Consider the following 20,408-nt stretch of genomic DNA (forward strand, 5'->3'; position numbering starts at 1 on the left):
TGTCTCCCTTTATTTTCCGCTCAAGGCACGCGGCAGCCAGAGCGCAAGGTCCGGCGCCGCAATGAGAAGCCCGATCAGCGCCAGCATCATCAGGAGGAAGGGAGCCGACCCGCGCACGACGTCGCGAAATGGCCCCTGTCCGCGCACCGACTGCACGACGAAGAGATTCATGCCGATCGGCGGGGTGATCAGCGCCGCCTCGATCAGGATGACGAAGACCACGCCGAACCAGACCGGGCTGTAGCCGAGCTTGGTGATGATCGGCACGACGATGGGCGTCGTCGCGATCATCAAGGTCAATGTCTCGACGAAACAGCCGAGCACGAGGTAGGCCGCGATGATCACCAGGAGGACCGCGAGCGGCGACCAGTCCAGGCGTGTCATCGCCATCACCACCGCATCGGTGATGCCCAGGGTCGACATGACGAAATTGACGAAGAGCGCCGCGATGACGATCAGCATCACCATGGACGTGGTCCGCACCGTGCCCTCGAAGGCGCGCAGCAGCGCGGCCACGCTGAGCCGCCGGTTCGCCAGCGCCAGCAGAAGCGACGCGACGACCCCCAGCGAAGCGGCCTCGGTCGGGGTCGCCAGGCCGGCGTAGATCGAGCCGACGACAAGAAGGAACAGGAGCAGCGGCGGGCCGAGGCTGACGAGGCTGCGGATCCGCTCAAGCGTGCCGACGGGGAGCGACCGCTTTCCGCCGAGGGCCGGCCGCACCAGGCAGATCACCCAGACCGCCAGGGAAAACAGCCCCGCCAGGAGGAAGCCGGGAATGAACGCCGCCAGGTACAGCTCGGGAACGGAGGTCTCCGACAGCATGCCGTAGATCACCATGTTGATGCTGGGCGGGATCAGGATCCCGAGCGTGCCGCCGGCGGCGATCGTGCCGAGGAAGAGCGCCGGGTTGTACCCGTGCCGCCGCATGTTCGGCATCGAGACGGTGCCGATCGTGGCGGCCGTGGCGACGCTCGATCCCGACGTGGCGGCGAAGATGGCGCTGGCGGCGATGTTCGTGTGCATCAGGCCGCCCGGCAGCTGGCCGACCCACCTGTCCAGGCCATCGTACATGCGCTCGGTGACGCCCGATCGCAGCAGGATCTCGCCGGTCAGGATGAACATCGGCACCGCGAGCAGGATGAAATCGCTGCTGGCAGCCCACATCAGCTCGCCCAGGGCCTTGAGCAGCGGGAAGGGGGAGTAGATCGACGACAGCGCCGCGCCCAGGAAGCCCAGCGCCGAGGCCACATGCAGGGCGCTACCGACCAGCACAAGCAGGAGGAGGACGGCAACCAGCAACATCACCGCGCCTCCGGCCGCTGCGCGTCGCGGCCGCGCTGGTGTGCCTCGGTGCTCGCCTCGATCTCCTCCTCGAGGCTGACAATGCCGACCTCGCGCTCCACGGCATCGAAGCGGCCGCGCGCGAGAAGGACGATGGTACGCCCCGCAAGCCATGTGGTCGTGATCAGGAACCAGATGAGCCCGGCGAGCCAGATGCCCTGCGGGATCACCAGCGGCACAGCCAGCGCCGAGTTTGAGCGCGCGCCCAGCGTCAGGCTCTCGGCGACCGTCTGGATGCCGAACCATGTCAGCGCGAACGCGACCGCAGCCAGCGACAGGATGGCGAGCAGGTCGAGCCCGCGGCGGACGCCGGCGGGTGCCAGGATGTAGAGCACTTCGATCCGGACATGAGCCTTGGTCGTCAGGGCGAAAGCGAAGCCGAGGGAGACGGTCGCGGCCAAGGCGTAGGTACTGAGCTCGAAGCTTTCGAAGATCGTCGATGCGAAGAGATTGCGTGCCACCACGTCGCACGTGATCAGCACAGCCGATGCCAGCATCAGCCCGCCCCCGATCCAGGCGAGCCACTGTGAACCGCGCGCCGTGAACGCCGGACGCTCGCTCATTGACCTTCTCCCTGTCCGGACAAATTAGTGCTGCTTCCTGCCAGCATGATCTTCTCCCTGCGTGCCCGGTTCTTCGCGCCCGCAGGGGCGCTCCTGCAAGCAGCGCGCCAGCGCGTCGGCCAAGGCGCGGCGCCGTCCGCTGATTTGTCCGCACAAAAAACTGGAAGCAGATGAGCGGTCGTCGGCATCGGTGCAGATTGTGTACAATGGAGAGGCATCAGGATATGGACATCCACGGCCTTGCGGCTGAAGCTGCCCGAATATCCGTCAGGACGCCACACAAAACAAGCCATTCTTCGATGGGGTTGGCCTGGTGGCCATCCTTGTTAGAAGTGCGATTGCAATCCTCGTTGCGCCTATTGTATACACTCGTGGAAACTGAAGGACACCACAATGCCACAGACGCGCAGGCTCGAGCCGACGGACCGCACGTTCGCCAGCTCCTCGGATATCGCTCCCGAGACGATCACCGCCGTTGAAGGGGTCCGCGAGCAGGGCCACCTCGTTGTCAAGAAGCTGCTCGTGGGCGAGGAGATCCTCATGCTCGAGGTCTTCCGTGGAAAGGGCCTGATCGACCCGGTCCACAAGCATATGGATCACGAGTCGATGGGCTATCTCATCAGCGGCAAGCTGCGGCTGGTGATCGGCGGCAAGGAGCTTGTCGCCGGTCCCGGCACGGCCTGGGTGCACCCCGTCGGCGTCGACCATTTCAGCGAGGCGCTCGAGGAGTGCCATCAGCTCGAGATCAAGTCCCCGCCGATGAAGACCTGGACGTGACGCCCACGTCCACCCCGGCAGGCGGTCGTCGCGAGAAGGTGCCATGATGCGAATCCCGAAATGGTCCCGGACAGGAGAGCCCGATCTCAGCCGCGAGACTCTTGCCGCGCTGCTTGCCGACGAGATTCCCGCGATCCGGATCCGCAACTTCGCGACCCGCGGGGAATGCGCTTCATTTGCCGAGGCGGTCCGGCGCGCCGGCCTGAAGTACTACAGCGTCGCGCGGCGTATCGGCTATATCGGCCTGGCGCAGTATGAGTACCGCTGGGACCGGCCCAAGGAGGACTATTTTAGAGACGTGCCGGCTGCGGACGCGCGCAAGGACGCGGTGCAGCGCGAGTCGTTCGATGCCGTCCAGCGGCTGATCGACCGTCTGGCCGAGCACTATCCTGACGGACGGGTCGGCATCGCCCAGGAGCCGCTGGGCCGCTATTACGCCGGCATCATTCGCCATGCCTCGGACGGGGTGGACCTGCACGCCGATTTCGCGCCGTTCAACGCGCCGCACTACCTGGTCGGGACGATCGATGCGCAGCTCGGCTGGAACCTCTACGCCGAGGAGCTCGTCGCCGGCGGCGAGACAACCGTGCACCACGCACCCTGGAGCCCGCCGCTGCGGGACGACGAGATCCCACAAAGCTACAACCTGCCGCGGGAGACCGTCGCCGGCGCCGAGACCTTCACCTTTGCGCCGAACGTCGGCGATGTCGTGATCTTCAACACGCGCAATCCGCACGAAATTGCCGGTGGCACGGCTGCTCCCGGGCGTGACCGCATCTCGATCGGCTCCTTCATCGGACGCCTGCCCAATCGAGATCTCGTCATGTGGTCCTAGGCAAGGGGGCGCGTGGCGGTGGCGTTTCCAGGCGGACATGACGCCCGTCGGCGCGTCGGACGCGGATCCTCAGGAAATGCGGACGCGCACAAAGGGCCGGTCGTTGCCAGGGTGTACGCGATGATCCGTGCCGACATCATCGCCGGACGGCACCCGGCAGGGGGGCATTTGCGCGAGGAGCAGTTGGCCGAGGCGATCGGCGTCAGCCGGACGCCGGTGCGCGAGGCGCTGCGTCGGCTGGCGGCCGAAGGGCTGATCAAATTCGTGCCCAACCACGGCGCGTTCGTCAATTCCTGGTCCGCCGACGACCTGCGCAAGATTTTCGACCTGCGGGCGCTGCTGGAAAGCACGGCGGCCGGCCAGGCGGCGCCGCGCATGACGCCCCAGGCGATCGATCGGCTGCGCGAGCTGGCGGCGGGGATGGTCGAGCTTGCCGACCACCGCGCCGAGGGATATCTCGAGCGGATCTCCGATCTCAACCGCGCCTTCCACGATATCATCATGAAGACGGCGGACAACGAGCGCCTCTCGGGCAGCGTGGTACGCACCATCGAGTTTCCGATCGTGCACCGCACGTTTCAACGCTACCGCCCGGCCGATCTGCGTCGAAGCCTCAATCACCATTGGGAGCTGATCGACGCGTTCGAGGCGCGGGACGCCGAGTGGGCCTCGGCCGTGATGCGCGCGCATGTGCTGGCCGCCAAGCATGTCATGTTGTCCAGATCGCCGTCTGCCGGGGAGGGGGATGCCGCGGCGGCGCCGCGCCCGCCCGCTCGACGCGTCAAGCGGCCGACGGGCCGGCTATGATCGGCAGCATCGGTGCATCAGCGTGCGCCCGATGCACCCGTCACCTCGCCTTGATGTGAGTAGCCATGGCCGCCACCGAACGTCTGCTGCATCACATCACGACGCTGCGATACGAGGACATTCCTGCCGCCGCCATCGAAGCGGCCAAGGCGCTGACCCTCGACACGCTGGCCGTCTGCGTCGCCGGAAGCACGTCGCCGCATGCCGGGGCCATTGCCGCATGCGCGGCGGGCTGGGGCGCCGGCGAGGAGGCGCACGTGCTGGGGACCGGCAAGGCGCTGCCGGCGCCTGCCGCCGCCCTGGTCAACGCCTTCCAGGCGCACAGCCAGGAGTGGGACTGCGTCCACGAGCCGGCCGTCGTGCATTCGCTCGCCACGATCCAATCGGCGGTTCTTGCCGCTGCCGAGCGGCGCGGCGGGCTCTGCGGTCGCGAGTTCCTGCTCGCGCTCGCCGCTGGCGTCGATGCCTCCGCGACGATCGGCATGAGCTCGCGCTCCCGCCTGAAATTCTTCCGCCCGGCGACGGCGGGCACGCTGGGCGTCGCCGCGGCGCTCGGCAAGCTCGAACGCTTCGATGTCGCCACGCTGCGCGATGCCTTGGGCCTTGCCTTCAGCCAGGCGGCCGGGACGATGCAGGCGCATGTCGAGGGCAAGCCGACATTGGCGCTGCAGGTCGGGATGGCGACCCGAGCCGGCATGAATGCCGCCGATCTGGCGGCGGCCGGAGTTCCCGGGCCGCACGACATGCTTGAAGGGCCGTTTGGCTTCTTCGAGGTGATGGAAGGCGAGTGGGATGTTGCGCCGTTCGATGCGCTGGGACGGATCTCGCGCATTGCCGAGGTGAGCATCAAGCCCTTCCCGACGGGGCGCGCGACACATGCCGGCATCGACGGCATCCAGAGGCTGGTCGCGGCGGAGCGGATCGAGGCTGCCGAGGTGGAGCGCTTGACGCTCGAGGCACCGCCGCTCATCCACCAACTGGTCGGGCGTCCCTGGCGCGAGGCGATGACCGCCAGCTATGCCCGGCTGTGCTTCCCGTTCGTCGGCGCGGTGGCGCTGACCTGCGGCACGGTCGACGCTTCCGACTTCCAGCCTGGACGGCTTGCCGACCCGGCGCTGCGCGCCCTGGCCGAACGGATCGAGGTGGCCATCGACGCAAATCCCGATCCGAATGCGCTGGTGCCCCAGACCGTGCGTGCGCACCTGCGATCGGGGGTGGTGCGCGAGGCGCGGGTCGACCATATGCTCGGCAGCCCTGTCAATCCCCTCACCGCGGCACAGCGCGAAGACAAGGTCCGCCGCGCCTGGCGGCAGTCGGCACGTCCTCTCGATGCCGAAGCCGTCGAACGCGTCATTGCGCTCGCTGGCCGGCTGGAGGAGCTGGACGATATACGGCTGCTCGGTCGGCTGGCCGTGCCATGACCGCGCCTCGCATCCTGTCAGCCTGATCTGTTGATCGTCATGGCGTAGCTGAAGCGCTCGCCGGGGTGGATGCTGTCCGAGACCTCCAGCAGGCGGTCGTCCGAATCGTAGTAGAGCCGCAGCGTGCGCAGCGCCGGACCGCTGGCCTTTGCCTTCAGGTGGAGCGCCTCGTCCCGCCCCAGGGGCACGGCGAAGATGCGCTGCTCGACGCGAGCGACACTGACGCCGTGGTGCTCTTCGATGAGCTTGTAGATAGCGTCCGCGCGGTTGCTCAGGCGTCGCGCGACGTCGTCGAAATCCGGGTTGACGTAGACCCGTGTGAGGCAGACCGGCACCTCGTCATCTCGCCGGTAGCGGATGCCGATGCCAAACAGCCACCGCTGGCCGAGGCCCATGGGTATCTCGCGCGCAAGAGCTCGATCCACCTCGATGGTTCCCGTGTACACGAGACGGAGCTCGGTGTCGGTGGCGTACTGCAGCAGCGCATCGAGCGATCCCAGCGTCTGGGTATAAGGCACGCGCCGCTGGGTCGCGACCACGGTCGTTCCGGCACGCGGACGGCGCGTGACCAGACCGGCATCGCGCAGCTGCCGCAACGCTTCGCGAGCGGTGAACCTGCTGATGCCGTAGCGCTCGCACAGCTCATGCTCGGTCGGTAGCGTCGATCCCACGGGATGCCGGCCGGCGGCGATCGCAGCCATGAGCGCGTTCGCGACGGTGACATAGCGAGGTTCCGCCGGCAGCCGGGGGGGCGCGCCTTTGCGCGGCTTGGTCTTCGCGGGCGAGTGCCGCGCTGTCTTTCTGGCCATGCGCGCTTATACGTCATGCGCGGCGTGCGCGGAATTGCGCGTGTGTCCTCACAAACCTTGACACGCAATCTGGCTGTCAATATTGTCCGGACAAATGAATACGTGCACCGCCAACCTGCCCCGGGTGATCGCGGCCCGCAGCCTGCTGTTCGCGCCTGCGTCCAGGCCGGGCCTTCTCGACAAAGCGCTTGCGGCCGGCGCCGACATCGTGTGCGCCGATCTTGAGGACGCGGTCGCCCCGGACGCGAAGGACGCGGCGCGGTCTGCCGGCGTGGCGTTCATCTCCGCGCCGCATGTGTCATCGGCGCCGCGGCGCGCGGTGAGGATAAACTCGCTGCGCTGCCGGACCGGATTGCACGACATGCTTGCGCTGCAGGATACCGCACCGGCGGCCGCAACCATCTGCCTCCCCAAGGTGGAAAGCGGCGAGGAAGTTCGCTGGGCGGCAGACCTGTTGCGTGCCGCGCCGGGCACGCGCCTTGCGGCATTCATCGAGACGGCGCAGGGCCTGGAGCGAGCGTTCGAGATCGCGCGGTCCTCGCCGCGGCTCGACTTTCTCGTGTTCGGCGCGGTCGATTTCTGTGCCGACATGAATATGCCGCTGGAGGACGAGGCGCTGGCTTATGCACGCGGGCGCCTGGCCCACGCGGCGCGCGCCGGCGGAATTGACCTGCTGGACGTCCCCTGCGTGGATTTCTCGAACCGCGCCGAGGTCGAGCGCCAGGCGCGGCTCGCCCGGCGGCTCGGCTTCAGCGGCAAGACGGCAATTCATCCCGGCAATGTCGGCATCATCAATGCGGTGTTCTCGGCAACGCAGGCGGAAATCGAGGAGGCGAAAGCCATTGTCGCGGCCTTCGAGGGCTCGCGGGGCGGCGTCACCACCTGGCGGGGGAAGCTCGTCGAGGAGCCGGTCGTCAAGCGCATGGTGAAGCTGCTCCAGGCCCATGCCGGCGCCGGTCGCGGGTAGCGGCTCTGTATTGTGAGAGGAGGGAAGAGATGGTCGTGACTGCGAAGAAGGTCGGCGACAACCGGTATCGCGAGAGCTTCGGCCGGTACTACGAGGATTTCGTCGTCGGCGACATCTACGAGCACCGACCGGCGCGCACGATCTCCGAGACCGACAACACGTGGTTCACGCTGCTGACGATGAACACGCACCCGATGCACTTCGACGCGGAATATGCCAGGCACAGCGAGTTTGGCCGCTGCATCGTCTGCTCGCCGCTGACCGTGGCGCTGATGGTCGGCATGAGCGTCACGGACGTGAGCCAGAAGGCGATCGCCAACCTCGGGTGGCGCGAGATCAAGCTCACGCATCCGCTGTTCGCGGGCGACACCCTGCGGTCGGAATCCGAGGTGCTGGAGAAGCGCGAAAGCGGCTCGCGGCCGCAAGCCGGGCTCGTGACGGTGCAGACACGCGGCTTCAATCAGGAAGGCACGCTCGTCTGCGTCTTCGACCGCACCATCCTCGTGGGCAAGCGCGGCTTCGACGCCGAAGCCAACGCCAACTACTGATGCAAGGAGGCAGGCATGGGATCCGGGCCTGAGGGCGCATCCGACGAAGCGCTCCTTGACACGATCGAGAAATGGCTCGAGCGCGACGTGCGCCCGCATGTGCTCAAGCTCGATCATGCGGATGAGTATCCGTTCGAGATGGTCGAGCAGATGAAGGAGCTCGGCCTCTTCGGCGCGACGATCGCGCCGGAGCACGGCGGGCTCGGCCTCTCGGCCACGACCTACGCCAAGATCGTTGAGAAGATCTCCGAGACATGGATGTCGCTGAGCGGCATCTTCAACAGCCACCTCATCATGGCGGCGTGCGTCGAGCGCAACGGCACCGCGGAGCAGAAGGCCTACTACCTTCCGAAGTTCGCCTCAGGCGAGATTCGCGGCGGGCTCGCCCTCACCGAGCCCAATGCCGGGACCGACCTTCAGGCGATTCGCACCCGTGCGGTACGCAGCGGCAACGGCTACGTCATCAACGGAACGAAGACGTGGATCTCCAACGGCATCCATGGCACCTGCTTCGCGCTGCTGGTGAAGACGGACCCCGACGCGAGCCCGCGGCACAAGGGCATGTCCTGCTTCGTCGCCGAGAAGGGCCCGGGCTTCTCGGTGTCGAAGAAGTTCGAGAAGCTGGGCTACAAGGGCATCGACAGCGCCGAGCTGGTCTTCGAGGACTATCAGATCTCCGGTGAGCAGCTGCTGGGCGGCCACGAAGGGCGCGGCATGCAGGCCGTGCTGGGGGGGCTGGAGCTGGGGCGAATCAATGTCGCGGCGCGGGGCTGTGGGATCGCCAGCGCCGCCCTGAAGGACGCGGTCCACTATTCCCAGATCCGCCAAACGTTCAGCAAGCCGATCTGCGAGCATCAGGCGATCCAGCTCAAGCTCGGCGAGATGGCGACCCGGCTGCAGGCCGCGCGCCTGCTCACCTACGATGCGGCCCGCGCCTACGACCGCAAGGAGCGCTGCGACATGGAAGCGGGGATGGCCAAGTACTTCGCCTCGGAAGCAGCGGTCGAGAATGCGATGGAGTCGATGCGGATCCACGGCGGCTACGGCTACTCCAAGGAGTATCACGTGGAGCGCTATCTGCGCGACGCGCCGCTGATGTGCATCGGCGAGGGGACCAACGAGATCCAGCGCATCATCATTGCGAAGCAGCTGATCGAGCGCAATCCTGCGTGACGGACGGCCGGGAGGGACGGGGCGATGAAGCCACTGCAGGGCATCCGCGTGCTGGCCGTGGAGCAATATGGTGCCGGCCCCTATGGCACCATGCACATGGCGGATCTCGGCGCGGACGTGATCAAGATCGAGCCGCCGCCGCGTCCGGGCACCCCGGCCGGGGACAACGCCCGCCATTCCGGTCCGCACTTTCTGGGAGCCGACGACAGCCAGTTCTTCCAGACATTCAATCGCAGCAAGCGCAGCGTGATGCTCGATATCCGCCATCCGGACGGGCGGGCGGTGCTGCGCCGGCTGGCGGCGAAGGCAGACGCGGTCGTCAACAACCTGCGCGGCGATCAGCCCGGAAAGCTGGGCATCACGTATGACGCGTTGAGCGACGTCAATGCGCGACTGGTCTGCGGCCACCTGTCGGGCTACGGCCGCAGCGGCCCGCGCGCCGATTGGCCGGCCTATGACTATCTGCTGCAGGCCGAGGCCGGCTACCTCGATCTCACCGGCGATCCGGGCGGTGGGCCGACGCGCATGGGCCTGTCGATCATCGACTTCATGACCGGGGTGACGACCGCGTTTGCCGTGACAGCGGCGCTGCTGGGGGCGTTCCGCAGCGGCAAGGGGTGCGACGTCGATGTGACGCTCTATGATGTCGCAATGCACCAGCTTACCTATCCGGCGGCGTGGTACGTCAACGAAGGCCACGTGACGGGAAGGAGGCCACGATCAGGACATCCGTCGGTCGTCCCCTGCGAGCTGTTCCCGACCGCCGACGGCTGGATCTTCGTCATGTGCATCACGCCGAGGTTCTGGGCGTCGCTGTGCGAGGCGATCGGGCGGCCGGAGCTGACGCGGGATGCGCGCTTTGTCGGCTTCCCCGAGCGCTTCGCCAACCGCGATGCGCTGGCCGGCATCCTTGATGGCGAGTTCCGGCGCGCCGGCAGTGAAGAGTGGCTGAGCCGCCTTGCCGGCAAGGTGCCGGTGGCGCGGGTGCTGACGATGAGCGAAGCGCTCGACAATCCGTACTTCCGCGAGGCCGGCGGGCTCCTGACGATGCCGCATCCGGCGCGCGGCGCGGTGCAGGTCGTCGCCAGCCCGATCCGGATCGACGGGGCGAGGCCGGGCGGGGAGGCATGCCGGGCCCTGGGTGCCGACACGGACGCGGTCCTGGAGGAAGCGGGCCTCGGGGCGATGGAGATCGCCGGCCTGCGCGCCCAAGGAGTGATCTGAATGAAGCTCGAGGGCATCCGCGTCATCGATCTGTCGCTGTTCCTGCCGGGGCCGCATCTGACGATGATGATGGCCGACCATGGCGCCGAGGTGATCAAGGTCGAGCCGCCGGGCGAGGGCGAGCCGGTGCGGCACCTCGGCTATCGCGCGGGCGGTGAAAGCGTGTGGTTCCGCAACACGCATCGCGGCAAGAAGAGCGTCGTCGTCGACCTGAAGACCGCTGAAGGCCGCGAGGCGCTGCTGGCGCTGGCGCAGACCGCGGACGTCGTGGTCGAGGCGTTCCGGCCGGGTGTCGTCAAGCGGCTTGGCGTCGACTATGAGGCTGTTGAGGCCAGGAACCCGCGCATCGTCTACGCCTCGATCGCCGCCTTCGGCCAGAGCGGCCCTGAGCGCGATCGACCGACACACGATCTCGGCATGGAAGCGCTGGCAGGAGTGCTGAGCTTGAACCTCGGCCAGGACGGCAAGCCCACCCATCCGCATATCCCGATCGCTGACGCGACGGGCTCGCTGATGGCGCTTGCCGGCATCCTGATGGCGCTCTACCGCCGCGAGAAGACGGGCCGCGGCGACTACATCGACATCTCGATGCATGATACGACGATGTGCTGGCTGCCCAACAACACCGGCGCGGTGTTCGCCGAGGGCCGCCCGCCCGTCGTCAAGGATGAGCGCTCCTGGGGTGGCCATTCGTTCTACAACGTGTACCAGACCAGCGACGCCCATCACGTCGTGCTGTCCGGCGTCGAGGACAAGTTCGTGCACAACCTCCTGACGGCGCTGGATCGAGAGGATCTCATCCCGGTCGCGACACAGCCACCGGGCCCGGTCCACGCCCCGGTCAAGGCATTCCTCGCCGAACGGTTCGCGACGCGCACGCGCGCCCAATGGGAGAGCTGGTTTGCCGGCCGCGACGTCTGCTTCGCGCCGGTCCTCGACCTCAACGAAGCCTTTCAGCAGCCCCAGGTCGGCGCGCGCGGGATGCTGATCCGGGACGACGACGGCAACCTGCACATCGGCAACCCCATCAAGTTCAGGCACGAGCCGCCCCGCATCGATACGCGCCTGCCGAAGCTCGGCGAGCACACGCAGGCGCTGCTGGCGACGCGGCCGCCGCCGGTCGACCGGGATGGCCCGCCGGCGAGAGGTCCGCAATGAATGACGATCGGCCCACCGGACTGACCCGTAGCCTCGCCGGCTTGCTGCGGCGCCCGATTGTGGCGGCGGACCGCCGCCGTGCCGCGCTGCATGTCCTGGACTGGCTCGGCTGCGCGGCGGCCGGGGCGAAGACGCCGCCCGGGCTCGCCATGATCGCCTACGGTCGCACCCTGGCGGCCGGAAGCTGCCGCGCCGTCGGCGGCCTCTCGCTCGCGAGCCGGGATGCGGCGATCGTCAACGGCGCCGTCGGCAACGTGCTCGAGATGGATGATTTCTACCGGACGGCGCTCGTCCACCCCGGCCCGGTCGTGGTGCCGGCGGCGCTGGCGGTGGCGCAGGAGACCGGCGCCACGGGCGAGGCGCTGCTCGATGCGCTGGTGCGCGGCTTCGAGGTCATGATCCGCGTCGGCCGCAGTGTCGGGCCGACGCACTACAAGCATTTCCACAACACCGCGACATGCGGCGTCTTCGGCAGCGCCGCGGCGGCAGGCTCGCTGCTCGGCCTCGACGAGGCGCAGATGGTCGACGCGCTGGGCAATGCCGGGACCCAGGCATCCGGGCTCTGGCAATGCCGGCTTGAGGATACGATGAGCAAGCAGCTGCACAACGGGCGGGCGGCGCAGGCCGGCCTGATCGCCGCGCAGCTCGCGACGCATGGCTTCACCGGAGCGGAGCATATTCTCGAAGGGCCGCTCGGCTTCTACAGCGGCATGTGCCCCGATGCGGAACCGGCGTTGCTTCTGGCGGAGCCCGACGCGCCGTGGCTGCTGCACGGCGCCAGCTTCAAGCCATGGCCAGCCTGCCGGCATGCCCACCCGACCATCGACGCCGTGCTCGCTGCCCGCGAGGCCGTCGACATCGGCAGGGTGCGCCGGATAATCGTCGAGACCTATCGCGACGCGATCGGCGTGTGCGACCGGCCGACCCCGCGGACGGCGGTCGAAGCGAAGTTCAGCTTGCAGCATGCAAGCGCTGTCGTGCTGCTGCGGGGCAGGCCGGATCTGGCGGATTTCGATGCGCCTGCCGCCGCCGACCCTGACATCGCGACGCTGCGCGCCAAGGTCGAGCTGCACGAAAGCGAAGCCTACACGCGCGCCTATCCGGCGCATTTCGGCGCGTCGTTGCGAATCGAGCTTGAGGACGGCGAGGTCGTGACGCGCGATATTGCCGACGCGCTGGGCGATCCCGAGAACCCTCTGCCTGAGGCGGCGCTGCGTGCCAAGGCGCAGATGCTGCTGGCCAGCGCCGGCTACCCCCGGCACACGGTGGACGACATGCTCGACGCCGCCGTCGCGCTGGAGCGTGGCGGTGGCGTCGATGCCCTGATGCGTTGCCTCGCCTGACCGGAAAGGTTCCCCGTCCATGGAGCGACTCAACTATTTCGACGCAGCGGACCTGCCCGCCATTCGCCGCGACTACCCCCTGGGACCGGAGTTTCTGCGCCGCTTTCGAGGCATGAGCCGGGACGAGCTGCGCAGCATCCAGAACCGCCGCTTCCTCGAGGTGATGGCCTTCGCCTGGAAGGTGCCGTTCTATCAGCGCCTGTGGGGCAAGGCCGGCATCGTGCCCGGCGACGTGCGGGGCATCGACGACATCGCGAGGCTGCCGGCCTATTCGAAGTCGGACCTGATGGACTCCGTCGACCGCTACCCGCCGATCGGGGATTTCCACGGCCTGGATGCGCACCCCGCCGATCGCCGGCCGCCGCTGGTCTTCCAGACGACCAGCGGCACGACGGGAAAGCCGCAGCCCCTGCTGTTCGGACCCAGGAGCCGCGAGATCCAGAACATCCTTCTCGCCCGCAACTACCTGCTGCAAGGCATGCGGCCGACCGACGTCGTCCACTCGGTCTACGGCTTCGGCATGGTCAATGGCGGCCACTACATCCGCGAGACGATCGTGCACTGGGTCGGTGCCCAGCTTCTGAGCGCCGGCACCGGGGTGGAGACACGCTCGGCGCAGCAGGTCGCCCTCATGCGCGATTTCGGCGCCACCGTGCTGACCGGGTTCGGCGATTTCGTGAAGCGCCTCGCCGACATCGCGCGCGAGAACGGCATCGAGCCCGGCCGGGACATCCGCCTGCGGATGATCACCGGGCACCTCGGTCCTGAAGGCCGCGACCCGATGAGCCAGGCCTGGGGCGGCTGCGATGTCTACGACTGGTACGGCGTCGGCGATACCGGCATCATCGCCGGCGAGGGGCCTGACCAGAGCGGCATGTACGTGATGGAGGACGCGCAATATCTCGAGCTCGTCCATCCCGATACCGGCGCGCTGGTGGGACCGGAGGAGCCGGGCGACATGGTCTGCACCTGCCTGTTCAAGGACGACGTCTTCCCGATCATCCGCTTCAACACCCATGATGTCACCGAGGAGGTCACCGGCGACTCGCCGCTGGGCCTGCCGTTCCGCCGCATCCTGGGCTTCCGCGGCCGCAGCGACAACATGGTCAAGCTGCGCGGGATCAACGTCTATCCCACGGGAATCGGCAGCCTGCTGGCCACCGAGCGCCCGGAGTTCACGGGTGAGTATGTCTGCGAGGTCGGGCGCAGCGGCAGCCGCGAGGAGATGACCGTGCGGGCGGAGGTGCGCGGTGACATCGACGATGCGCTGCGCCAAGCCTACGAAGCGCTGCTGCGCGCGCGGCTTGGCGTCGAGATCAAGGTCGTGCTCGAGCTGCCCGGTGGACTTGCGGAGCTTACCGGGATCGAGACGCGACAGAAGCCGATCCGCCTGATCGACAGGCGAAAGCCTTGACGGCGCCGATGGCGGACCCGTCCGAGCTGGGGATCGCAGCGCTGACGGCGGCCTTCACCAAGGGCAGCCTCGATCCCGTCGCCGCGACCGAATCGTGCCTGGCGCGCATTGCTGCGCAGGACGCCCACCTGCGCAGCTTCATCACCGTCGCCGCCGAAGGCGCACGGCGCGAGGCGGAACGGAGCCGCCGGCGCTGGGCCGCCGGAACCCCGCTGGGTCCCCTGGACGGCGTGCCTCTCGCGGTGAAGGACAACATCGATGCCGCGGGCCTTCCGTGCACCGCCGGGACCGCTGCCTTCGCCACCCATATGCCGGCCGCGGACGCGCCGGTGGTCGCCTGCCTGCGGCGGGCCGGGGCGGTGCTGCTCGGCAAGCTCAATATGCACGAGGGCGCCCTCGGCGCGACCACGGACAACGCGGTCTACGGCCGCTGCATGAACCCGCTGAAGCCCGGCTACACGCCGGGCGGCTCCAGCGGCGGGTCCGCCGCGGCGGTGGCGGCGCGGCTCTGTGCTGCCGCGTTGGGCACCGACACGATGGGCTCGGTGCGCGTGCCGGCTGCCTATTGCGGCGTGTACGGGTTCAAGCCCACGAACGGGGCCATCGCCACCGACGGCGTGGTGCCGCTCAGCACCACGCTGGATTGTGTCGGCCCTCTGGCCCGCTCAGCGGCGGATCTGGCGGTCGTGGCGCGTGCCCTGCTCGTGGACATGCCGCGGACGTTCATCGCCATGCCCGCGCACGACACGCTGGCGGGAGTGCGGGTCGGCGTGCCGCGGCAGCTCGAGGAGATCGACCTGTGCGTCGCGGTCGGCGCCGGCTTCGCCGGCGTCCTCGACCGGCTGCGTGCGGCCGGTGCCATCGTTGTCCCGGTCGATCTTCCGGCATGGCAGCCGGGACCGGCGCGCCGTGCGGGGCTCCTGGTGTGCGAGGCCGAGGCGGCCGACTACTACGGTGCGCGGCTGGGGCCCGGCCTGGCGGGCGTGTCGGACACGTTCGCGTCGATGCTGCGCTATGCCGAACGGGCGGGGCTGTCGCGTGTCGTCGCGGCTTACCGCACGATCGAGCAGGTGCGCGCCGCCTGCTTCCGGGCATTCGCCGCGGTGGACGCGCTGGTCCTGCCGACCACGCCCCAGCCGAGCTTCCCGCATGGCGCGGCAGCGCCGGCCAGCCAGGCCGACTGCACGGCGCTGGCCAATTTCGCGCGTGCGCCGGCGGTATCCCTGCCCATCGCGGCCGACCCGCTGCCTGTCGGCGTGCAGCTGATGGCGGCACCGGGGGATGACCTGCGTCTGCTGGCCCTGGCGTCGCTGGTCGACCGGGCAGTCGAGCCGCTGCGAGCTGCCGCGGCTACTCGAAGCGAGGCCGACGCTTCTCCATGAAGGCGGCGTAGCCTTCCTTGAAATCGCGGCTCTGGAAGCTGCCTTCAAAGAGGTCGTCAAGCTCGGCTTCCGGCCGCGGGCAAAGCCCGGCGATGGCATTGATGGTCGCCTTGGCGATGACGAGCGATTGGTGTGCGTTCGCCAGCAGCAGGGCTGCGTACGCGGCCGCCTCGGCCTCGAGCGCCGACGGCGGGAACACGCGGTCGACGAGGGCCCACTGCGCCGCCTCGGCGGCCGACAGCAGCCGGCCGCTGAAGAGAATGTCCTTGGCCCGGCTGGGGCCGACGAGGGCGACAAGCCGGCGGGTATCAGGCACGCTGTAGGCGGCGCCCAGCTTGCTGGGGGTGATGCCGAAGCGCGCATCGGCGGCGGCGAAGCGCAGGTCGCAGGCCAGCGCCAGCCCGCAGCCGCCCCCCACGCATGCCCCGTGCACGACCGCCAGGGTCGGCTTGGCCAGCATTTCGACGGCCAGTTGCGCTTCGCGAACCGCGGCGTTGTAGCGGCGTGTCGCCTCGGCGTCGCCGAACACGGTCGGGAACTCCTCGATGTCGGCGCCGCCGGAGAAGGCCGCGGTGCCGGCGCCGCGCAGCACGACGAGCCTGATCGCGGGGTCTTCGCCGAGCTGGCGCAACGTCGCCGGCAGCGCCTCCCAGATCTGCGCCGTGAGCGCATTGCGCTTCGCCGGGCGGTTGATCACGACGTGGGCGATCGCGCCGTCGCGTATGCAGGCGAGGGGCTGTGGCGGCAGGGCCGCGGTGCCCTCGCTGCGCCATAGGCGCAGCGTGTCGGCGGTGGTGGTCATGGCGGGGCGGCTCACTCGAGGTGGCGGGTCAGGAACAGCGCGATCTCGGGGAACAGGCAGAGCACCACGACCGTGAGGAACATGGCGCCCAGGAAGGGCAGGGCACCCACGGCGATGGTGCGCATCGCGACACCCTTGCCGATGCCCTGCAGCACGAACAGGTTCATGCCCATGGGCGGATGGATCAGCCCCACCTCCGCCATGATCACCAGCACGACGCCGAACCAGATCGGGTCGAATCCCAGCGCCTGGATCACGGGGAAGACCACCGGCAGGGTCAGCACCAGCATCGAGATCGAGTCGAGAAAGGCGCCGAGCACGATGTAGACCAGCACGATGATCAGGAACACCAGCCAGCGATGCACCTCGGCGTCGACCGCTGCGGCCATCAGCTTCTGCGAGATCTTCAGGTAGTCGAAGCCGAACGTGATGATGTTGGCGCCGACGACGATGAGGAAGATGAAGGAGGTGACGACGACAGTCTCCAGCAGCGCCGCACTGATGACGCTGCGGTCGAGGCGGTGGCGGCCCCAGCAGATCGCGAAGGCGAGGAACGCGCCCAGCGCGCCGGTTTCGCTGGCGGTGGCAAGGCCGGCGTAGAGCGACACGATGATGAGCAGGATGAGCAGCACGACCAGGCCGGAATCGATGGCGCTGTCGCGGGTCAGGTCGATCTTCGTGCCCCTCGGCAGCGCCGGCGCCGCCGCCGGGTACGTCAGCGCCCAGGCCAGGATGACCATCATGAAGAAGAGCGTCATCAGCAGGCCGGGCAGGATGCCGGCAATGAACAGCTTGGCGACCGGCACGCCCACCGAGGTGGCATAGATGATCATCGGCACGCTGGGCGGGATCAGGATGCCCAGGGTGCCGCCGGCGGCCACGGTGCCGTAGCTCAGCTTCTCGCTGTAGCCGCGCCGGATCATCTCCGGGCACGCGACCGTGCCCACCGTCGCGGCGGTGGCGACGCTCGATCCGGAGACCGCGGCGAAGACGGCGCATCCGGCCGTGGCGGCATGCGCGAGCCCGCCCGGCAGGCGGGCCAGCAGCTTCGCCATCACCGAGAACAGCTCGTTGCTCAGGCCGCTGCGCACCAGGAAGGCGCCCATCAGCACATAAAGCGGCACCGCCGTGAGGGAGAAGCTGTTGACGCCGCTCCAGGCGCGGTCGGGCAGCGTGATGGGAAAGGGCGCCGGGGTCAGGAAGTACACCGCCAGCATCCCGACCAGGGCCAGGGCGAAGGCGATCCGCACGCCGATCGCCAGGAAGAAGACGATCCCGACGAAGAGCATCGCCGTCAGGAAGCCTGCGCCGAGGCTCTTGCCGAAGACGAAGAGCGCGATCGATGCCGCCGCGATGGCCAGGACGCTTGCCCCTACCCGCGGGCCGCCGGCGAGGAACGCGCCGGCGGTCACGGCCAGGAGGATGGCGATGCTGCCGAGGTCGAAGCGGGTGCCGGGCAGGACCGGGGGGTGCGTGCCGAAGGCGACGAGGAGCGCTGCGACGGCGGCGAAGATGGCATAGGGTGCCAGCCGCTGCCATCGCGGCCGGTGCGGCGAGAGGCGGTCGATCTCCGCGACCAGCGCGGCTGCCAGCAGGCACAGGCCGATCGCGATCGGCGCTTTCGGCATCCACGACGGCGTGAGCAGCAGGCTGAAGATGCGGGCGCCGTTCTGGTAGTCGGAGATCACCATCAGGACCGACTGCCATCCCGCGATCCCGACATAGAGCAGGCCCAGCCAGGCGGTGATGATGCCCAGGTCGCGCGCCGCCTCGGGCCGCAGCCGGGCGAGGATCACGCTGACCCGCACGTTGCCGTCGGCCAGGTGCGTGTACGCCGCGCCGAAGAAGATGGTCGCGATCAGCACGTAGGTGCTGACCTCGGTGGCCCAGGTGGTCGGGGAGTTGAGGAAGTAGCGGACGCAGACGTCGTAGACGGTCGCGACCGTCATGAAGACCACGCCAAGCGCCGCCAGCCACGCGAACAGGCTCGCCACCATGACGACGGCCCGCCCCGGCTCGAGGTAGCCGGCGGCGCGCAGGGGCATCGACTGCCCGGCGGCTTGCGCTTCGCTCATCGTTCGGCCTGGCTCCCGCTGAAAACGCACTTGACAGAAGGTATGCCTTTATGAAGATTTGTCCGGACAAAAGCAAGGAGTGATCATGCGCTTGCTCTCGCTGGTCCTGGGCCTCGCCATCGCCACCGGCACGTCCTTTGCGGCCGCCGCGCAGCAGGTCACGTGGACCGCCGGCTTCGTCAATGCCGTCGGCAGCAGCTATGTCGAGACCGTCAAGACGGTGCCGGCGCGGATCGAGGCCGCGACCAAGGGCCGCCTCAAGATCGAGCTCTATGACACGCTGGTGGCCGGCCCGGAGCAGCCGGCGGCCGTGCGCGACGGCCGGCTCGACCTGTCGTTCGCGGTCAGTCCTTGGCTCAGCGCCGAGGCGCCGTACATGAATTTCGGCCATCTGCCTGGCCTGCTGACCGACGTCGCGATGTACCAGAAGATGCTCGACCCGCTGCTGCGCGAGGAGATGGCCAGGATCTGGAAGGCCAAGTACAAGGCCATCCAGCTCATGACCGGCGTGTTCGAGGAGCAATGCATCATCACCCGGTCGGCTCCGATCCGCACGGTGTCGGATTTCGCCGGCAAGAAGGTGCGGGTCCACAATACCGAGGCCGCCGCGCTGATGAGCAAGCTCGGGGCGGCGCCGACCCCGGTTCCGTTCCCGGAGATCGTGCCGGCCCTGCAGCGGGGCATCGTCGACATCGTCATGACCTCGGTCGGCACCGCCCACGGCTTCGGCTTCCAGACGGTGGCCAAGCATCTGAGCCTGTGGAAGATCGGCACGGTCGTGCCGTGGTCGCTGGTCGTCAACGAAGCGGCCTGGGCCAAGCTGCCGGATGACCTCAAGCCGATCGTGCAGGCCGAGCTGCGCAAGATTGAGGATGAGCATTTCGCCAGGCACGCGGCCTTCAACCGCGAGGCCATCGCCAAGCTCGTTGCCGGCGGCATGATCGTCTACGAGGCGCCGCCGGAAGAGCTGGCCAAGGTCTTCGCGAAGGAGAACGTGGCCGCGGTCTTCGACAGCTGGTACGCGCTGAACGACCGGGCCGGCACCGATGGCCGCGGCCTCGTGAAGAAGATCGAGGCGCTCAAGTCGAAGATGTGACGGCACACGGGCGATCGGCATCCGGCGGCGATACGAGGAGACGATGGATATTCAGGATTTGCGGCCGGCGTTGGCGATGATCGATCGGGCGGGGGAGGCGGCGCTGGAAGCCGCCGGCCCCGAGGTGGCGATCCGGGCCCTGGCCGGCGCCTGCTTCGAGCTGCTGGGCGACCGCGAGGCCCATGCGCGACCGGGCGCGCTGAAGGACGGCGAGCGGCAGTTCATGGTGGCCGGCGCCTTCTTCGTGACGCCGGATGCGCGCTACCACATGCTGGTGGGCAACGTGAACTTTCCGCCCGAGCAGCAGCGGCTGATGGTGCCGATCGATGGCGGACATCCGGGCTGGGTCTACGCCAACCGCAGCAAGCTGATCCTCAGGAACACGGACGAGCACGGCGCCTTCCGGCAGTATCTCAAGACGTCGCGCATGGGGTCGGCGATCTTCGCGCCGATCGTCTGGCAAGGCGCGTTCCTGGGCCAGCTCATCATGGCCGCGCAGGCGCGCTTCACGATGCGCGACGAGGACCTTGCCGTCCTGGTGGCCTGCTCCCGGGTGGCCGCCGGCGTGTGGATTGCCCATGGCGGGCCGGCATGGCTTGACGCCAGCTATCCGCCAAGGAACGGGTTCTATGTCGACAGGGAAGGCATGTAGCGACCGGCCGGGTGGACGTTG

General features: G+C 68.4%; 19 protein-coding genes. 14 read left to right on the forward strand and 5 right to left on the reverse strand.

The features are described from left to right. Window positions 1-9: 9 nt before the first annotated feature. Together FHP25_RS12265 and FHP25_RS12270 are read right to left on the reverse strand one after the other, a co-directional pair. Complete coding sequence (locus FHP25_RS12265; RefSeq protein ID WP_147847217.1) at window positions 10-1,302, reverse strand: TRAP transporter large permease; 1,293 nt, start codon at window positions 1,300-1,302, stop codon at window positions 10-12. Then, window positions 1,302-1,904, reverse strand: a complete 603-nt coding sequence (locus FHP25_RS12270) for a TRAP transporter small permease subunit (RefSeq protein WP_147847218.1) — start codon at window positions 1,902-1,904, stop codon at window positions 1,302-1,304. The genes FHP25_RS12265 and FHP25_RS12270 overlap by 1 nt, the downstream gene beginning before the upstream one ends. Window positions 1,905-2,297: 393 nt before the next feature. Between FHP25_RS12270 and FHP25_RS12275 the strand changes: the two genes are divergently transcribed. The 4 genes from FHP25_RS12275 (at window position 2,298) to FHP25_RS12290 (ending at window position 5,744) form a co-directional block, all read left to right on the forward strand. Next, window positions 2,298-2,681, forward strand: a complete 384-nt coding sequence (locus tag FHP25_RS12275) for a cupin domain-containing protein (RefSeq protein ID WP_147847219.1) — start codon at window positions 2,298-2,300, stop codon at window positions 2,679-2,681. A 43-nt stretch (window positions 2,682-2,724) separates the two neighbouring features. Further along, on the forward strand, window positions 2,725-3,516 hold the full coding sequence (locus FHP25_RS12280; protein WP_178133478.1) for a 2OG-Fe(II)-dependent halogenase WelO5 family protein: 792 nt from the start codon (window positions 2,725-2,727) through the stop codon (window positions 3,514-3,516). Window positions 3,517-3,627: 111 nt separating this feature from the next. Next, on the forward strand, window positions 3,628-4,323 hold the full coding sequence (locus FHP25_RS12285) for a GntR family transcriptional regulator (protein ID WP_269434393.1): 696 nt from the start codon (window positions 3,628-3,630) through the stop codon (window positions 4,321-4,323). Between the two features lie 65 nt (window positions 4,324-4,388). Next, window positions 4,389-5,744, forward strand: coding sequence for an MmgE/PrpD family protein (locus FHP25_RS12290; RefSeq protein WP_147847221.1), 1,356 nt, complete (start codon window positions 4,389-4,391; stop codon window positions 5,742-5,744). A gap of 17 nt (window positions 5,745-5,761) precedes the next feature. On the opposite strand, the gene FHP25_RS12295 is transcribed toward FHP25_RS12290, so the two are convergent. Next, window positions 5,762-6,553 carry a GntR family transcriptional regulator gene (locus FHP25_RS12295; protein ID WP_147847222.1) on the reverse strand — a complete coding sequence of 264 codons (792 nt, stop codon included), beginning with the start codon at window positions 6,551-6,553 and terminating at the stop codon, window positions 5,762-5,764. 94 nt (window positions 6,554-6,647) lie between these two features. Here FHP25_RS12295 and FHP25_RS12300 point away from each other — a divergent pair, with 94 nt between their 5' ends. From FHP25_RS12300 to FHP25_RS12335, 8 genes are read left to right on the forward strand one after another with little or no spacing between them, the layout of a single operon-like run. Then, window positions 6,648-7,520 carry an HpcH/HpaI aldolase/citrate lyase family protein gene (locus tag FHP25_RS12300; RefSeq protein WP_147847263.1) on the forward strand — a complete coding sequence of 291 codons (873 nt, stop codon included), beginning with the start codon at window positions 6,648-6,650 and terminating at the stop codon, window positions 7,518-7,520. Window positions 7,521-7,549: 29 nt separating this feature from the next. Then, window positions 7,550-8,068, forward strand: a complete 519-nt coding sequence (locus FHP25_RS12305; protein ID WP_147847223.1) for a MaoC family dehydratase — start codon at window positions 7,550-7,552, stop codon at window positions 8,066-8,068. Window positions 8,069-8,083: 15 nt separating this feature from the next. Beyond that, the gene (locus FHP25_RS12310) at window positions 8,084-9,241 is read left to right on the forward strand and encodes an acyl-CoA dehydrogenase family protein (protein ID WP_147847224.1); all 1,158 of its coding nucleotides are present in this window, start codon (window positions 8,084-8,086) and stop codon (window positions 9,239-9,241) included. 24 nt (window positions 9,242-9,265) lie between these two features. Further along, entirely contained in the window at window positions 9,266-10,465 is a 1,200-nt protein-coding gene (locus FHP25_RS12315; protein ID WP_147847225.1) for a CaiB/BaiF CoA transferase family protein, read from the forward strand. Beyond that, window positions 10,466-11,623 carry a CaiB/BaiF CoA transferase family protein gene (locus FHP25_RS12320; RefSeq protein ID WP_147847226.1) on the forward strand — a complete coding sequence of 386 codons (1,158 nt, stop codon included), beginning with the start codon at window positions 10,466-10,468 and terminating at the stop codon, window positions 11,621-11,623. It abuts the gene before it with no gap. Next, complete coding sequence (locus FHP25_RS12325) at window positions 11,620-12,966, forward strand: MmgE/PrpD family protein (RefSeq protein ID WP_147847227.1); 1,347 nt, start codon at window positions 11,620-11,622, stop codon at window positions 12,964-12,966. The genes FHP25_RS12320 and FHP25_RS12325 overlap by 4 nt, the downstream gene beginning before the upstream one ends. 19 nt (window positions 12,967-12,985) lie before the next feature. After that, complete coding sequence (locus FHP25_RS12330) at window positions 12,986-14,380, forward strand: phenylacetate--CoA ligase family protein (RefSeq protein ID WP_147847228.1); 1,395 nt, start codon at window positions 12,986-12,988, stop codon at window positions 14,378-14,380. Window positions 14,381-14,388: 8 nt separating this feature from the next. Beyond that, window positions 14,389-15,762, forward strand: coding sequence for an amidase (locus FHP25_RS12335; protein WP_147847229.1), 1,374 nt, complete (start codon window positions 14,389-14,391; stop codon window positions 15,760-15,762). On the opposite strand, the gene FHP25_RS12340 is transcribed toward FHP25_RS12335, so the two are convergent. Continuing rightward, window positions 15,731-16,564 (reverse strand): enoyl-CoA hydratase-related protein, encoded by an 834-nt coding sequence (locus FHP25_RS12340; protein WP_147847230.1) that lies wholly within the window; start codon window positions 16,562-16,564, stop codon window positions 15,731-15,733. The two genes, FHP25_RS12335 and FHP25_RS12340, sit on opposite strands and share 32 nt — an antisense overlap. Window positions 16,565-16,575: 11 nt before the next feature. After that, window positions 16,576-18,639 (reverse strand): TRAP transporter large permease subunit, encoded by a 2,064-nt coding sequence (locus FHP25_RS12345; protein ID WP_147847231.1) that lies wholly within the window; start codon window positions 18,637-18,639, stop codon window positions 16,576-16,578. Between the two features lie 85 nt (window positions 18,640-18,724). On the opposite strand from FHP25_RS12345, the gene FHP25_RS12350 reads away from it, so the two are divergent. Further along, window positions 18,725-19,735, forward strand: a complete 1,011-nt coding sequence (locus tag FHP25_RS12350; RefSeq protein ID WP_147847232.1) for a TRAP transporter substrate-binding protein — start codon at window positions 18,725-18,727, stop codon at window positions 19,733-19,735. 43 nt (window positions 19,736-19,778) lie between these two features. Further along, complete coding sequence (locus FHP25_RS12355) at window positions 19,779-20,387, forward strand: GAF domain-containing protein (RefSeq protein ID WP_147847233.1); 609 nt, start codon at window positions 19,779-19,781, stop codon at window positions 20,385-20,387. The last annotated feature ends 21 nt before the right edge of the window (window positions 20,388-20,408 follow it).

The sequence above is a fragment of the Vineibacter terrae genome, assembly GCF_008039615.1.
GTDB classification, from domain to species: Bacteria; Pseudomonadota; Alphaproteobacteria; order Reyranellales; family Reyranellaceae; genus Vineibacter; species Vineibacter terrae.